Origin of the sequence: Amycolatopsis sp. MJM2582, assembly GCF_000754115.1 — a bacterium.
Taxonomy (GTDB): Bacteria; Actinomycetota; Actinomycetes; order Mycobacteriales; family Pseudonocardiaceae; genus Amycolatopsis; species Amycolatopsis japonica.
In genome coordinates this window covers 1,215,157-1,228,733 of sequence record NZ_JPLW01000003.1, presented here as the reverse complement: position 1 = coordinate 1,228,733, position 13,577 = coordinate 1,215,157, and the positions used below count along the sequence as shown (strand labels likewise).

The 13,577-nt window shown below is 69.0% G+C and carries 13 protein-coding genes; 7 read left to right on the top strand and 6 right to left on the bottom strand.

Annotated features, from left to right (window positions below; genetic code table 11):
• Positions 1 to 6: 6 nt before the first annotated feature.
• Positions 7 to 1,011 (top strand): C40 family peptidase, encoded by a 1,005-nt coding sequence (locus ED92_RS24570; protein WP_037342307.1) that lies wholly within the window; start codon positions 7 to 9, stop codon positions 1,009 to 1,011.
• A 246-nt stretch (positions 1,012 to 1,257) separates the two neighbouring features.
• Here the strand turns inward: ED92_RS24570 and ED92_RS24565 are convergent, their stop codons facing one another.
• The 5 genes from ED92_RS24565 to ED92_RS24545 form a co-directional block, all read right to left on the bottom strand.
• The gene (locus ED92_RS24565; protein ID WP_037342306.1) at positions 1,258 to 2,097 is read right to left on the bottom strand and encodes a Ku protein; all 840 of its coding nucleotides are present in this window, start codon (positions 2,095 to 2,097) and stop codon (positions 1,258 to 1,260) included.
• Positions 2,098 to 2,147: 50 nt separating this feature from the next.
• The gene (locus ED92_RS24560) at positions 2,148 to 2,519 is read right to left on the bottom strand and encodes a hypothetical protein (RefSeq protein WP_037342305.1); all 372 of its coding nucleotides are present in this window, start codon (positions 2,517 to 2,519) and stop codon (positions 2,148 to 2,150) included.
• A gap of 86 nt (positions 2,520 to 2,605) precedes the next feature.
• Positions 2,606 to 4,921 carry a [protein-PII] uridylyltransferase gene (locus ED92_RS24555; RefSeq protein ID WP_037342304.1) on the bottom strand — a complete coding sequence of 772 codons (2,316 nt, stop codon included), beginning with the start codon at positions 4,919 to 4,921 and terminating at the stop codon, positions 2,606 to 2,608.
• A 9-nt stretch (positions 4,922 to 4,930) separates the two neighbouring features.
• The gene (locus tag ED92_RS24550) at positions 4,931 to 5,269 is read right to left on the bottom strand and encodes a P-II family nitrogen regulator (RefSeq protein ID WP_020630602.1); all 339 of its coding nucleotides are present in this window, start codon (positions 5,267 to 5,269) and stop codon (positions 4,931 to 4,933) included.
• Positions 5,266 to 6,660 carry an ammonium transporter gene (locus tag ED92_RS24545; RefSeq protein WP_052120827.1) on the bottom strand — a complete coding sequence of 465 codons (1,395 nt, stop codon included), beginning with the start codon at positions 6,658 to 6,660 and terminating at the stop codon, positions 5,266 to 5,268. Before ED92_RS24545 ends, ED92_RS24550 begins: the two co-directional genes overlap by 4 nt.
• Positions 6,661 to 6,835: 175 nt before the next feature.
• Between ED92_RS24545 and ED92_RS24540 the strand changes: the two genes are divergently transcribed.
• Both ED92_RS24540 and ED92_RS24535 read left to right on the top strand, forming a co-directional pair.
• Entirely contained in the window at positions 6,836 to 7,696 is an 861-nt protein-coding gene (locus ED92_RS24540; RefSeq protein ID WP_063777621.1) for a putative RNA methyltransferase, read from the top strand.
• The gene (locus ED92_RS24535) at positions 7,696 to 8,310 is read left to right on the top strand and encodes a (2Fe-2S)-binding protein (RefSeq protein WP_037342302.1); all 615 of its coding nucleotides are present in this window, start codon (positions 7,696 to 7,698) and stop codon (positions 8,308 to 8,310) included. The genes ED92_RS24540 and ED92_RS24535 overlap by 1 nt, the downstream gene beginning before the upstream one ends.
• 652 nt (positions 8,311 to 8,962) lie before the next feature.
• On the opposite strand, the gene ED92_RS24530 is transcribed toward ED92_RS24535, so the two are convergent.
• Positions 8,963 to 9,262, bottom strand: coding sequence for a helix-turn-helix transcriptional regulator (locus ED92_RS24530; protein WP_235213357.1), 300 nt, complete (start codon positions 9,260 to 9,262; stop codon positions 8,963 to 8,965).
• A gap of 348 nt (positions 9,263 to 9,610) precedes the next feature.
• Between ED92_RS24530 and ED92_RS42805 the strand changes: the two genes are divergently transcribed.
• The 4 genes from ED92_RS42805 to ED92_RS24510 are packed head-to-tail and all read left to right on the top strand — an operon-like array spanning position 9,611 to position 13,575.
• The gene (locus ED92_RS42805) at positions 9,611 to 10,420 is read left to right on the top strand and encodes a hypothetical protein (RefSeq protein WP_037342300.1); all 810 of its coding nucleotides are present in this window, start codon (positions 9,611 to 9,613) and stop codon (positions 10,418 to 10,420) included.
• The gene (locus ED92_RS24520; RefSeq protein ID WP_037342628.1) at positions 10,404 to 11,747 is read left to right on the top strand and encodes a hypothetical protein; all 1,344 of its coding nucleotides are present in this window, start codon (positions 10,404 to 10,406) and stop codon (positions 11,745 to 11,747) included. The genes ED92_RS42805 and ED92_RS24520 overlap by 17 nt, the downstream gene beginning before the upstream one ends.
• Positions 11,744 to 12,208 carry a hypothetical protein gene (locus ED92_RS24515; RefSeq protein WP_037342299.1) on the top strand — a complete coding sequence of 155 codons (465 nt, stop codon included), beginning with the start codon at positions 11,744 to 11,746 and terminating at the stop codon, positions 12,206 to 12,208. Before ED92_RS24520 ends, ED92_RS24515 begins: the two co-directional genes overlap by 4 nt.
• Entirely contained in the window at positions 12,205 to 13,575 is a 1,371-nt protein-coding gene (locus ED92_RS24510; RefSeq protein ID WP_037342625.1) for a hypothetical protein, read from the top strand. Before ED92_RS24515 ends, ED92_RS24510 begins: the two co-directional genes overlap by 4 nt.
• Positions 13,576 to 13,577: the final 2 nt, after the last annotated feature.

Sequence of the window (13,577 nt, the reverse complement as noted above, 5' to 3'; positions counted from 1 at the left end):
ACGTCGATGCGCAAAGCGATCCGGATCGGTGTGCTGGCCGCGGTGATCGGGGTGTCGGGCACCGCGGCGGTCTACGTCGCGAAGCAGGAGAAGCAGGACATCACCGCGGTTTCGGCGTCGGCGGTCGCGGATCGCGACGCCGCGATCGGTGGATACACCTACGAACGGCTCGAAAACCCCGCCAGGACCGTCGTCCGGGATTCCCTCGGCACTCAACTGGCGGCCCTCACCGACGGATCCCGCTCGGCCATGCTGACCGGTAAGAGCCGGACGTTCGCCGAACCGAAGTTCACCCCGGCCACCGTCACCTCGTCCGCCTGGATCCGGTTCGCTCCCGAACCGTGGAAAGCGGGCGCGGAGAACGAAGCGTGGTTCCGCGACTGGCTGCCCAAGGCACTCGGCGACACGTCGCCGGATCTGCTGGCGATAGCCCTGCAATACACCGACGGTTTCGCTCCCCAGACATCCAAGAAGCTCCGTATAGCGGGCGACGCGGCCTTCGGTCCCGACAGCGCCGAAGGCCGCCTCGAAAAGTCGGACTTCTACGACTACCTCGGCATCGACTGGGATTTCCCCGACAAGCACGAGAAGGCGGAGCGGGCTCGGTTCGGCTCGCTCGACTGCTCCGGCTTCGTGCGCATGGTTTACGGCTACCGCGCGGGCTACCCGTTGCTCGGAACCAACACGAAAGGGCCGGGGTTGCCGCGGCGTGCCTGGGCGATGTCGGAGCTCGGGCCGGGCACCCCGTTGATCGAGGACGCCAAGACGCAGGCCGTGGACTATTCGGCCCTCCAGCCCGGCGATCTGCTGTTCTTCAACCTGGAGCCGGCGCTCGGGCCCCGGGTGTCGCACACGGGCATTTATCTCGGTCTCGACAGTGACGGCAGGCGGCGGGTCCTGTCGAGCCGGAAGGTCGCCAACGGCCCGACCTTCGGCGACGCCGGTGGCACCTCGCTGATCGACGGCGAAGGCACCTACGCGAAGGCGTTCCGTGCGGCGAAGCGGCTCTAGCACGCAAACAGGGCTCCGGGACCGATCGCCCCTCGCAGACCGGTACCGGAGCCCCTACGGAAGGCTCGCCTCCCCGCGAGCCGACCGTAAGCACACTTGGCGAGCTTCGCGGGACTCGGTATCGCCGGACCCCCAGTACCAGGCGATTCGCTGCCCGCGCTCTCTCCGCGCGATGGCATAACCTTGCCCGGTCACCCTGGGGTCACGGCAGCGTGAAGACCCCCAACTCCCCCTGAGTAGATCTACTCAACTGGTCTTGGCCGACGACGAAGCCCGCTTCGCCCGCGTCCGCGCCTGGCGTGCCTTCTCCGCCGCTTCGTTGGCCTTCTCGACCGGGCCCTGCTGCAAGGCTGCCAGCAGCCGCGTCACACCTTCGGCCTGTTCGGCCGCGGTCGGCTGGAGGACGTCGTCGCCGTCCAGTTTGGCTTGGATGAGCGCTTCGAGCGCCTCACGGTAGCGATCGGTGTACCGGCCGGGCTCGAAATCCCGCGTGAGGTCTTCGATCAGCGAGACCGCGTTCCGCAGTTCCCCGCGCCGCAGATCGACGTCCTCGTGCAGGAACGGGAAGTCCGGCCGCCGGATCTCGTCGGGCCACAGCATCGTCTCGAGCAGGATCACCTGGTCCCGCACGCGCAGCGCGCCCAGCGTCTCGCGTTGCCGCAAGGTCACCTTGACGATCGCGATCCGCCCGGACTGCTGCAGCGCCTCGCTCAACAGCACGTACGGCTTGGTGCCCGCCGGCTCCGGTTCCAGGTAGTAGCTGCGCGCGAAGTACATCGGGTCGACCTGGTCGGCCGGGGTGAAGCCGACGACGTCCATCGACTGGGTGGTCGGCGCGAGCAGCGACGCGAAATCGCCGGCGGTCAGCAGGACGACGTCGCCGTTGGGGACCGGGTACCCCTTCGCGATCTCGGCCGCGGGCACCTCGGCGCCGTCGACCTCGCAGACCCACTTCACCCGCACCCGGCCGCCGTCCGGCTCGTGCACCTGATGGAGGGGGATGTTGTGCTCCTCGGTCGCGCTGTACGCCTTCACCGGAATGGCGTAGGTCCCGAATCCGATCGTGCCTTTCCACACCGCGCGCATGGCCCACCTCCGCCTGGTCAGCGTATCCACGCGCCGAAGCGGCGGGACAGCTACAAACGGGTGTCAGGGGCTACTGAATCGCTCACACATTCGAATGACGGACGCGATTCGGCGAGTGCCTCGGCCGAACAGTCGACAGCGGTGGCCGCCGCACGGAGCACTTCGGCGACCACCTCGACGTCGACCGTCGGGGCGGTGGCCAGCGCGCCTTCGCCGCCCCCTTCGACCCGGCCCGCCATACCTTCGAGCGCGATGGCCAGCGCCTGCTGGCCCGCGACGAGGTGCCGGACCACACTGAGCAGCTCGGGCACGGTCGCGGCGGGACCGGACGCGGTGAGGGAGACGGCGAGGTCGTCCGCGCACGCGCGGAGATGGGAGGCGACGACGGTCGGCGGCAGCGTGACGCGTTGCGGACCGGGCACGCGCTCACCCCCTCCGGCTCCTTCAGGTCTCGACCGCGCACATCCTGCCACCGCCACCTTCCGTGACCCGCACGACACCCCGAACGTCAGGAAGCTGCCGCCAGCAGCGCCGCTTCGACCTTCGACCGCCACGCCTGGTCGACCCGGCCACTACGCGGCGCGACGGCGAACGAGTCGACGACGGCACCGCCGAGTGTGGCCACCTTCGCCCACCGCACCTCGGCCTCGCAGCGGCGCAACGCGCCCGCGACCCGGTACAGCAGCCCGATCCGGTTCGCGGCCCGCAGTTCGACGACGACCGTGTCGCGCCCGCTGGTCTCATCGTCGAACCAGATCACCTTCGCCCCGGCCGGCGGCGTCTCCCCTCCGCCGTAGTCCCGTTCCTTCGCCGCGAGCCGCTGCGTGAGCGGCAGCGTCCCCGCCACCGCCCGCGCGAACTGCTCCCGCAGCAGTGTGACGTCGGGCAGCGAGCCGAATTTCGGTGACGCCGTGAAGACTCCCGCCCGTCCTCCGTCGTGCCCGCGCAGCACCGCCGCGTGGACTTCGAGCGAGTTCAGCGCGAGCACCCCGGCCGCGGGAGCCAGCAGTTCCGCGCGAGCGGGGACCGCGAGCACCACCGTCACCACCTTGCCGGCGGCGGTGATGCGCACCTCGCCGCGGCCGGACGCGACGGCTTCGGCGACGAGCTCCCGTTGTTCGGCGCCCATCGGCTCCGGCGGTACGAACCCCTTGCCGTGCAACGCTTCTTCGCAACCGGACACCAGTTCGGCGAGCAGGCGCGCCTTCCAGTCCGTCCACACGCCCGGCCCGGTGGCCAGCGAATCGGCCGTCGTCAGGGCGTGCAGCAGTTCCAGCAGGACGAGGTTCTCGTCGAGGGTCTTCGTGACCCGCTGGATCGTGGCGGGATCGCTGATGTCGCGCCGCGTCGCGGTATGCGGCAGCAACAGGTGATGCCGCACCATCGCCGACACCAGCGCCGAATCGGCCGTCGACAACCCGAGCCGGGCCGCCACCTGCGCGCTGATCTTCGCGCCGAGTTCGGAATGGTCCGCGTCGCGGCCCTTGCCGATGTCGTGCAGCAGCGCGCCGATCAGCAGCAGGTCCGGCCGCGAGACGGTGGTCGTCAGTTTCGACGCCTCGACCGCGGCCCGCACGAGATGCCGGTCGACGGTCCACGAATGCACCGGCGATCTCGGCGGGAGATCCCGCACCGCACCCCATTCGGGGAACAGGCGCGCCCAAAGGCCCGTGCGGTCCAGCGCCTCCACGGCGTCGACGAGTCCTTCGCCAGCGCCGAGCAGTTCCACCAGCGCCTTGAGGGCGTCGGCGGGCCACGGCGCACGCAGTTCGGGCGCGGTGTCGGCGAGTGCCCGCAGGGTCCCGTGCGCGATGGGCTTGCGGATCCGGGCCGACGCCGCGGCGACCCGCAGCAGCAGGGCCGGATCCTTGGCGGGCAAGGCGTCCCGCGCCAGCGCGACCTCGTTGCCGTGCAGGACGACACCCTCGTCGAGCGGAGTCCGCACCGGACGGCGGCCGAACCGCGCCTTCGGTGGCTCCACAGTGGACCGGAGCGCGACGTCGACCGCGTACGCGATCGTCCGCCCGGCGCCGGAAAGCTTGCGCGCCAACGTGAACCGATCGCCGAAGCCGAGTTCGCCCGCGACCGTCTCGGCTTCCGGCGCGCTGAGGATGTCCCGCTCCCGGCGCAGTTCGCGACGCAGTTCCGTCCGGACGTCGAGCAGCAGGCTCTTGGCCGCCCGCAGTTCCTCGCCGGGCCTCGCCGTCAGCTGTGCCGCCGCCAGCGCCTCGAGGACGGCGAAGTCGCGAAGGCCGCCTCGACCGTGCTTGAGATCCGGCTCGGCGGACTGTGCGATCTCACCGCTGCGGGCCCAGCGCTGCCGGACCGCGTCCGACAGTTCGTCCATCCGCTTCCGGGCGGTCCGCCGCCACTGGTCCCGTGCCGCGGCGGCCAGCCTGGCGGTGATTTCCGCGTCCCCGGAGATGTGTCGGATGTCGAGCAGCCCCATCGCGGTCCGCAGATCCTCCGACGCCACCTTCAGCGCCTCACCCGGCGTGCGGACCGAGTGATCCAGGCCGATCTTGGCGTCCCACAACGGGTACCAGATCGCGTCCGCGATCTCGCCGACCCGCGAGTTCCCGTTGTGCAGCAACAACAGATCGAGATCGGAGAAGGGCACCAGTTCGCTGCGCCCCAGGCCGCCGACGGCGGCCAGCGCGACACCGGGTTCAGCGGTGTCGACGCCGGCCGCCGAAGCGCCCTTGCCCAACCAGAATTCGTAGAGGTCGACGCATGCCGCGCGCAACGCGGCCGCGCCCAACCTCCCGTGCCTGCCCTCGAGCAAACGCTCGGTGGCCTTGACCAGTTCACCCCCGTCGGCCATCGTGGGCGCCTATAGGGCGTCCGAGCCGCGCTCGCCGGTGCGTACCCGGATGACCGTCTCCACCGGCGTCACCCAGATCTTCCCGTCACCGATCTTGCCGGTGTGGGCGGCCGTGGTGATCGCGTCGAGGACCTTCTCGACGTTGGAATCGTCGGTGACGACCTCGACCCGCAGCTTCGCCACGAAGTCCACGGAGTACTCGGCACCCCGGTAGACCTCGGTGTGGCCCTTCTGCCTGCCGTAGCCCTGTACCTCACTGACCGTCATGCCGAGCACGCCCAGCTGCTCCAGCGCGGAGCGGACGTCGTCGAGCGTGAACGGCTTGACGATCGCGGTGATCAGCTTCATGCCTTGCTCTCCTCGAGTTTCGTGGCCGCGGTTCCGGTGGACGTCTTGACCGGGATGGAGCTCGGCTGGCCGAGGCCGCCGCCCGAACCGGTGAAGTCGTACGCGCTCTCCGCGTGCTGGGCCTCATCGATACCACTGACCTCGTCCTCCGCGCTGACGCGGAATCCGCCGAGCTTCTTGATCACCCAGCCGATGACGAAGGTCAGCACGAACGAGTAGCCGAGGACCACGGCCGCCGCGAGCGCCTGCTTGCCCAGCTGGCCGAGGCCGCCGCCGTAGAAGAGGCCGTCGACGCCGAGCGAGTTGACGCTGGTGGTGCCGAAGAAGCCGATGAGCAGCGTGCCGACGAGACCACCCACGAGGTGGACGCCGACGACGTCGAGGGAGTCGTCGAAACCGAAGCGGAACTTGAGGCTGATCGCCAGGGCGCACAGGGCACCGGCGATGAGACCGATGGCGATGGCACCCAGCGGGCTGACGAAGCCCGCCGCCGGGGTGATCGCGACGAGACCCGCGACGGCACCGGAAGCGGCGCCGAGGGTGGTCGGCTTGCCGACCTTGATCTGCTCGATGATCAGCCAGCCGAGCACGGCGGCCGCGGTCGCGACGGTGGTGTTGGTGAAGGCGACGGCGGCGAGGTCGTTGGCGGCCAGCGACGAACCGGCGTTGAAGCCGTACCAGCCGAACCACAGCAGCGCGGCGCCCAGGAGCACGAACGGCACGTTGTGCGGGCGTCCGGTGCCCTTCGGCCAGCCCTTGCGCTTGCCGAGCACGATCGCGAGCGCGAGACCCGCCGCACCGGCGTTGATGTGGACCGCGGTACCGCCGGCGAAGTCGAGCGCCTTGAGCTGGTTGGCGATCCAGCCGCCGACGGAATCGGCGCTGATGAAGCCGTTGAACGAGAACACCCAGTGCGCGACCGGGAAGTACACGATGGTCACCCACACCGCGACGAACAGCGTCCAGCCCCAGAACTTGGCGCGGTCGGCGATGGCACCGGAGATCAGCGCGGGCGTGATGATCGCGAACATCAGCTGGAACATCACGAAGGCGAACAGCGGCAGCGCGTCCGCGCCGGGCCAGGCGACCTCGGGCGTGGTGCTGGTCGCGGCGGTCGCGAATCCGGCGAGTTTGCCGGAGATGGTCGAGAGACCCGCGAAGTCGAAGTTCCCGAGCAACCCGCCGCCCACGTCGTTGCCGAACGCCATCGTGAAGCCGTACAGCGTCCAGAGGACACCGACTACGGCGAGCGCGATGAAGTTCATCATCAACATGTTCAGAACGCTCTTCGCGCGGACCATGCCGCCGTAGAAGAACGCCAATCCCGGTGTCATGAGCATGACCAGCGCGGCGCTGATCAACACCCATGCGGTGTCTCCTGCGTTCAGCACAATCTTCCTCCCGTGCCTGGGGTGTACTGCGCAGGAATCTTTGGACCGGGGTGTTTCCTCGGGCGGCGATTCAGGTTTCACCCGCGTGAACTGTCGGTGCGGCGTTGTTACGGCCAGGTTTCCGCTGACCTGGTGCGTTCTGTCCGGTTGCGAAACCTCGTGGTCGAATAGGGACATGAACGCGCGTGTATTCGGCCATGACCCTCTGCCACCGGCGATCGTCCGGTCGTTGCGGTGTTCGGTCTGCGGTGACCCGGTCGGGGTAACCGAGCGCACGGTGCGTTGCGATCGGGGCCACTCGTTCGACGTGGCGAAGCAGGGTTACGTCAACCTTCTGCATGCCCGCATCCCGGCGGGCACCGCGGACACGGCGCCGATGGTCGCGGCCCGTGTCGACCTCCTCTCGTCGGGTGTTTACCTGCCCCTCGCCGACGCTCTCGCGAAGGTGGCTTCGGAGCACATCGAGGACGGGATGGTCATCGACGCCGGCGCGGGCACGGGCTACTACCTCGCGCACGTGCTCGACGCCGTTCCCGCCGCGTACGGACTGGCGCTCGACGTCTCCGCCGTCGCCCTGCGCCGGGCCGCTCGCGCGCACACGCGCGCGGGCGCGGCCGTGTGGAATCTCTGGGAGCCCTGGCCGGTGGCGGATTCGAGCGCGTCGCTGATCCTCAACGTCTTCGCACCGCGCAACGCCCCGCAGTTCCACCGCGTCCTGACAAAGGACGGGCTGCTGGTCGTCGCGACGCCGAACCCCGGCCACCTCCGGGAGCTGGGCGACCTGGTGATCTCCGTCGACGGCAGCAAGGACGCGCGGCTGGAGGACACCCTCGGCGAACGCTTCACCCGGGTGGACCGGCACGAGGTCACCCAGCAGGTGGCGTTGAAGCCCGCCCAGATCCGTCAGGTGGTGGAGATGGGCCCGAGCGCGCATCACCTCCACCGCGACGGCAGACGTGAACGCCTCGACGCGATCACCGGATCGGTGGACGTCACCATTTCGTTCAGCGTCACGCTGTACCGGCCGGTGTCCTGATGGAGGCACCCGCGACACTGCTCGCCGACGCCGCCTGGGTCAGCGCCCGCATCGGCGGCGCCGCGAAGCTCTACGGCTGCTCACGGCCCGAAGTCCTCGGCACGATCTGGTGGTACTCGCTCTCCTCCGTCCTCGTCGCTCCTTCGGTGGAATCCCTCGTCCGCGGCGAACCCTTGGACCCGTCACTCGACGCCGTCACGATCGACCTCGTCCCCGACGGTCGCTTCACCGGCGCCCGGTCTTCCCGGACCCTCGACGGCGGTCTGGCCGAACTCGGTGCCGCGTTCGCCGGAACGCTGAGCACCGCGATCGGCACGATTTCGGCTGTCACCAAAGCGAATCCGCGCGCGCTGGGCGCGATCGCGACGGATTCCATCGGCAACCGCCTGCTGTGGACCGGCGACACCGAACGGGCGATCGCGCTGGCGGCACCGCTCGTGGCCGCGATCGGGCTCGGGATGCCGGAGCCTCGGTTCTCCCGGGTCGGACGGAACACCGTGGTGCGCCGTGCTTCCTGTTGCCTGATCTACGAAGCCGGCAATCCGAAGTGCACCAGTTGCCCCCGGCAGACGCCGGAAGAACGGGACCAGCGGCTTCGCGCCGCACTCGGTTAGTGCGCGGTTTCTTTACGGGACAAGGTGAATTGGCAGGGTTTCGCAACGTGGGCAGGGGCCGGAAGTCGATCGGTACAGATGGTCGTGAGTGGCGTTTCGGCTTCGAGCCAACCGTGCCCTCTGTACCTACTGGTCGAAAGTCCGTGAAGGCCTCCTTGAGGGCCTCGTCTTTGCTCACCCACTGGTGTGGGTCGAACCTGAGGGGTTCGGGGCGTTGAACGTCCTGGCTCCTCCACGTTTTGGGTTCGTTGATGAAGGATTTGGGACACTGAACGTCCCAAATCCTTCATCGACAACGCTTGACCCGGTCTGGAACAGAGCCACACAGGTCAGCCGTAGATCAACAAACACCGGTCCTCCTTCACGGACTAGGAACAGAGGCGCGGCGTGAGCAAAGACGTGACTCGCGTGATTGGGGACGTGACTCGCGTGATTGGAGCCGCACTCGGGGTGTTCCGCCGCTGATCACGCGAGTTCCGGCTTCGATCACGCGAGTTCCGGCTTCGATCACGCGAGTGCGGCCGATCGGTACAGGTGGTCGTGAGTGGCGTTTCGGGTTAGAACCCGAAACGCCACTCACGACCAACCCGACCTGCGCGCTCAGGCCCGCCGACGCGGTTCTGTGGCCAATGGGACGCGTGAGAATCCCGCCTCATCCGGCGGCGAGATTCTCACCGGTCAACGCGGCCACCATCGCCGCCCGCGAGCCGACCCCCAGTTTGGTGAAGATCCGGCGCATATGCGCGGAAACCGTGTTCAGGCTGATTTCCAGCACGCCGGCGATCTGCTTGTTCGTATAGCCGCGGCCGACCATGCGCGCCACCTCGTGCTCGCGCGGGCTGAGCAGGTCGTGCGGTTCTGGCGTCACCGGCACGAGCAGGCATCTGACGCCGTGCTCGGTGACGTCGAGCAGCGGTTTCCGCTGCACGGCGCCCCCGTCGTTCAGTTCCATGACACGTCTGACGAGTGATCTCGCCAGCTTTCGTACGGTTTCGTCCTCCGTGACGACCGTCGCCCGCTGCCGCGCGAGATCGTGTAGCGACGACGCAGGAAATCCCATCACCGGGCTCGTGGACATAGACCGGCCTCCCCCCTCTAGGTCTCCCTCCTTCTCCAGCAAACCCCTCCGACAGGAAAAGCGCATCGTCGGTTTGTGTGACAAGTACGAACTAGTCGATTCATGTCACGCGAGAACGTGTGACTACCGGTGCCCCCGGGTGCGCGGGCAGTGTCGGGTGAGTGCTCACCGACGCACCGCGCCGGCGATCGCGGATTTTCACCGGAGCAGAGGAGAACGGTTATGAGCCGTGGCTATGCGGCAGTGGACGGCGAGCTGGAAGACGAGCTGAGCCGTGAACTCGAGGCCGAGTTCGAAAACGAACTCGAGGACGAACTGGAAGGCGAATTCGAGGACGAGGACGAGTTCGAAGACGAGCTCGGCGGCCTGGCCCGGGAGCTCGAAGACGAGCTGGAGGACGAGGTCTACGGCGAGTACGAGGACGAAGACGAATTCGAGTCCGAGTTCGAAGCCGTCGTCCGCGAACTCGAGGACGAGTTCGAACTGGAATCCGAGGACGAGGACTTCACGCATCCGGCACGGCGGGTCTATCCCGACGCCGAGATGATGGCGCAACTGGCCTTCCAGGCCGAAAACGCCGAGACCGAGGACGAGGCGGAGGCCTTCCTCGGCGCGCTCGCGCCGCTGGCGTTCCAGGCGGCGAAATGGGCGGCGCCGAAGATCATCAAACACGGTCCGCAGCTGATCCGCGGCGCGGTCAACCTCGGGCGCAAGCTGTGGCGGAACCCGGCGACCCGCCGTGCCGTCCGGCACATCCCGAAGATCATCGGCCGCACCGCGCGCGACGTCGGGCGCCGGTACGCCGACGGCCGCCCGATCAACGCCCGGTACATCACGCGCAGGCTGGTCGGCCACACCGTGAACAGCGCGCAGAACGCGCCCGCGAACCGCCGGAGCCAGCAGCGGCGCCGCGGCCGTCCCCAGCAGCGCCGTCGCCGTCCCGCCGCCCGCGGCGGGCGCCGGACACAGTCCCGGGGCCGGGCGGGCGCCGCCCGTCGTGGCAAGGCGCGCGGCCGTGCGCGCCGCCGCTGAGGCGCTGCCCGCGGCATCCGGTGAATCGGCCTCGTCCACCGGGTTCCGGCGGGCGAGGCCGTCCGGGGACGACGAACTGACGGCTTGGGTGCTGTCCCAGGCCACCAACGTGGAACGGCATCTGGAGGCGCTGCGGCCGTTCCGCTGGTCGGAGTTCGGTGACCCGGCCACCGGCCCGAGCCGGGCGCATCTCGCGGCGGTCAACCGGACGATGGCGACCTTGCGGAAGCCGTTGTACTCCGCGACCCGTGCGGTTCGCCGTGCCGCGGACGAGGCGGTGGATCGGCCGGCGCGCGCCGAACTCGCCCGGCTGCTGCGGGCGAAATCCCGGGCACAGCGCTGGGTCAAGACCACCGAAGGGGTCTGGGACTTCTACCTCGATCTGTTCAACCAGCGGCAAGGCGCGTTCGCCCCGTGGCTGGTGGCGTGCGACCGGGTGGCGCTCGACTGCTATCAGTACGCCTACCTCGGGATCGGGCGCTGGCGGTCGATCCCGACCCCGCCACCGTTCTGCTACCTGCGCACCGGATCCGGTCCGGCCACCTCGCGCCGCGGGATTCCCTTGCGGCGGCTGGGGAACCGGCTCAATCCCTTTCCGCTGATCCAGCTTCCGTACCACCGGCTGGTGAACCCGTGGACGCTCGGCGCGGTCCTGCACGAGGTGAGTCACAACCTGCAGAACGATCTCGGCATCGCCAGGGCGATCCCGCTGCAGGTGGCGGCGAGGCTCGTCGAAGCGGGGGTCCCACGGGAGGTGACCGGCATCTGGGTCAGGTGGAACCGGGAGACGTTCGCCGATCTGTCCGCGCTGCTGCTGGGTGGCCCGGCGGTCGTCGGATCACTGTTCGACGTCATCGGGCGCACCGAACTCGAAACGACGGGATTCACCCCGCGCGCGGTGCACCCGGTGCCGTACCTCCGCGCGAAGATCTCGGTGGAGCTGTTGCGCCGCATGGGTTTCACCCGGCACGCGGAGGCGTATGCGGAGATGTGGCACAAGTTGTACCCGCGGGCGAAGCTGGTGAACGCGCCACCGGCGCTGCTGAGGACGGCGGACAAGGCGATCCCCGTGGTGGTGGACGCGATGTGCTTCACGTCGTTCCCCTCGCTGGGGCACCGTCCCCTGGCGAAGGTGCTGCGGTTCGAAGCCAAGGAACAGGCGATGATCGAAGAAGCCGCCGGCAGGCTGGCCGACGGGGTCTCCCCCGGCGTCGTGCCGGAACGGTTCCTGATCGGCGCGGTCCGGTTCGCCCTCGACGAACGGATGGCCCCGCCGAAACGGCTTTTCGGCTTCTTCATGGAAGAGCTCGGCAGGAGGGCGAGATGACGCTCGACACCGAATTCTCCCGGCTGGGCAAGGAAGTGAACCAGGTGGCCGCGTGCTGGCGGGCCTTGGAGATCAGCGTCGCCGAAGACCGGCCCGCCGGCGTCGGGCTGGCCGCGGCGGATCATCTCGCCGAGGTCGTCCTCGACGGCACCGGAGAGATCGAGGCGGCCACACGCGCGACACAGGGCCCGGTGAGCGCGGAGTCGTTGCACACCACGGCGTCGTCGCTGCTGAACCTGCGACGGCGGGTGGACGGGCACTGCCGTTCGCACCACGCGGTCTCCGGGCTGCTGCGCGCGGTGCACGGACGGGAACAGGAATGGCGGGGCTGGGCGAAGAGCTTCCATGCCGGGGTGGACCAATGCGCCACCGCCTTGTCCTCGGCGGAGGACGTGATGGTGCGGTGCTGGCGTGAAGCAGTGGAACTGGCCGAATTCAAGGGATGTGGGGCGACCCGATGACGATCAACGACGACCGCGGCGCGACGTTGCCGCGCGCACAGGACATCGACAGCGCGTATCCGCTGTCGACCGGGCAGTACCCACCGCAGGCGGCGGCCCCCGGCAAACTCGCCGAACAGACGATCAGCGACATGCTCGGCTGGAAGTGGCGCGAAGGCGACACCAAAGGGTTCGTGGCCGCGCTGACCGGCAGTTTCGAACTGAACGAGGTCCAGGGCCGCACCGAGGCGAAATGGACTCCGCGCGGATACGCGATCCAGGCCGATCTCGGCGCCGTCACCGGCGGCCAGGCCTCGCTCGCGGCGAGGGCCAGGAGCGCGGTCAAGGACTCGCTGGCGCTGCTCGATTCGCTCCGTCCACTGAGGACGGACTCGGACCCCGAGAACGCCGAGGGTTTCCGCGCGCTCGTCCGGCACGATCTCGAACAGATCCGGCAGGAGCTGGAGAGCCCGCTGATCCGCGTGGCGCGGGTCGATCAGCTCTTCCTGCTGCTGCTCGGCAACGGCGGGCTCGCGGTCGGCGCCGGAGACCGTACGCAAGGACATCTCGGCCAGCTGCGGGACGAGCTCGGCCTGGTCTCGGGCAAGGTCAACACGATCGAAGAGGAACGGATCCAGACCTCCTTCATCACGCTGACGGATTGGGTGGTCTCGTTGTTCAGGGGCTGGCAGGACGCACGCGACAAGATCGACCCGTTCTCGCAGCCGGCCGGCGGCCAGCCGTTCTTCGGTCCCGCCGTGGTCGCGCTCTCCCGGCTGCTGTCCGCGACCGCGTCGCAGGTCGACGAGGTCGTCGCGATGCTGCGGTCGGTGTTCGTCCAGCAGGAGGACCTCGAAGTGCTCCGCGTCCCCGATCCGCAGGGCGGGACGATGTCGCTCGGCGGGCTGCTGCGCTGGATCCGCGAGTTCGCCACCTTCGAGGGTGGCAAGCTGATCGAGTCGGCGGGCAAGGAAGGTGTCGGCACGTCGTTCCTGCAGATCGCGAAACGCCTGCAGCGGATCGTGGCGAACCTTCCCCGGCAGAGCACCGGCGGTCCCAACGGCGACGTGCCGGGAAACTTCCGTGCCTCGCTTCCCCCGGGATTCTTCAGCTCCCGTGTGCAGCGGGCCATCGACGAACTCGACGACCATCTCCAGGAGGTCGTCCGGATCGCCGAGCCGATCGGGCGGGACGGCTCGCCGTCGTCGTCCGACCCGAATCCGCCCGCACCGCCCACCCCGCAGCTCACGCCGCCGCCCGGCCGGACGCCGACGGTGCCTTCGGTCGCCGAGCTCCGTGAGGGGCACGGCGCCGGAGAAGGCCAGACACCACCCGAGGCGGAGGAACCGCCGAAACCCCGGACCACGCGCAAGCGGCCCGGGCAGTAGCC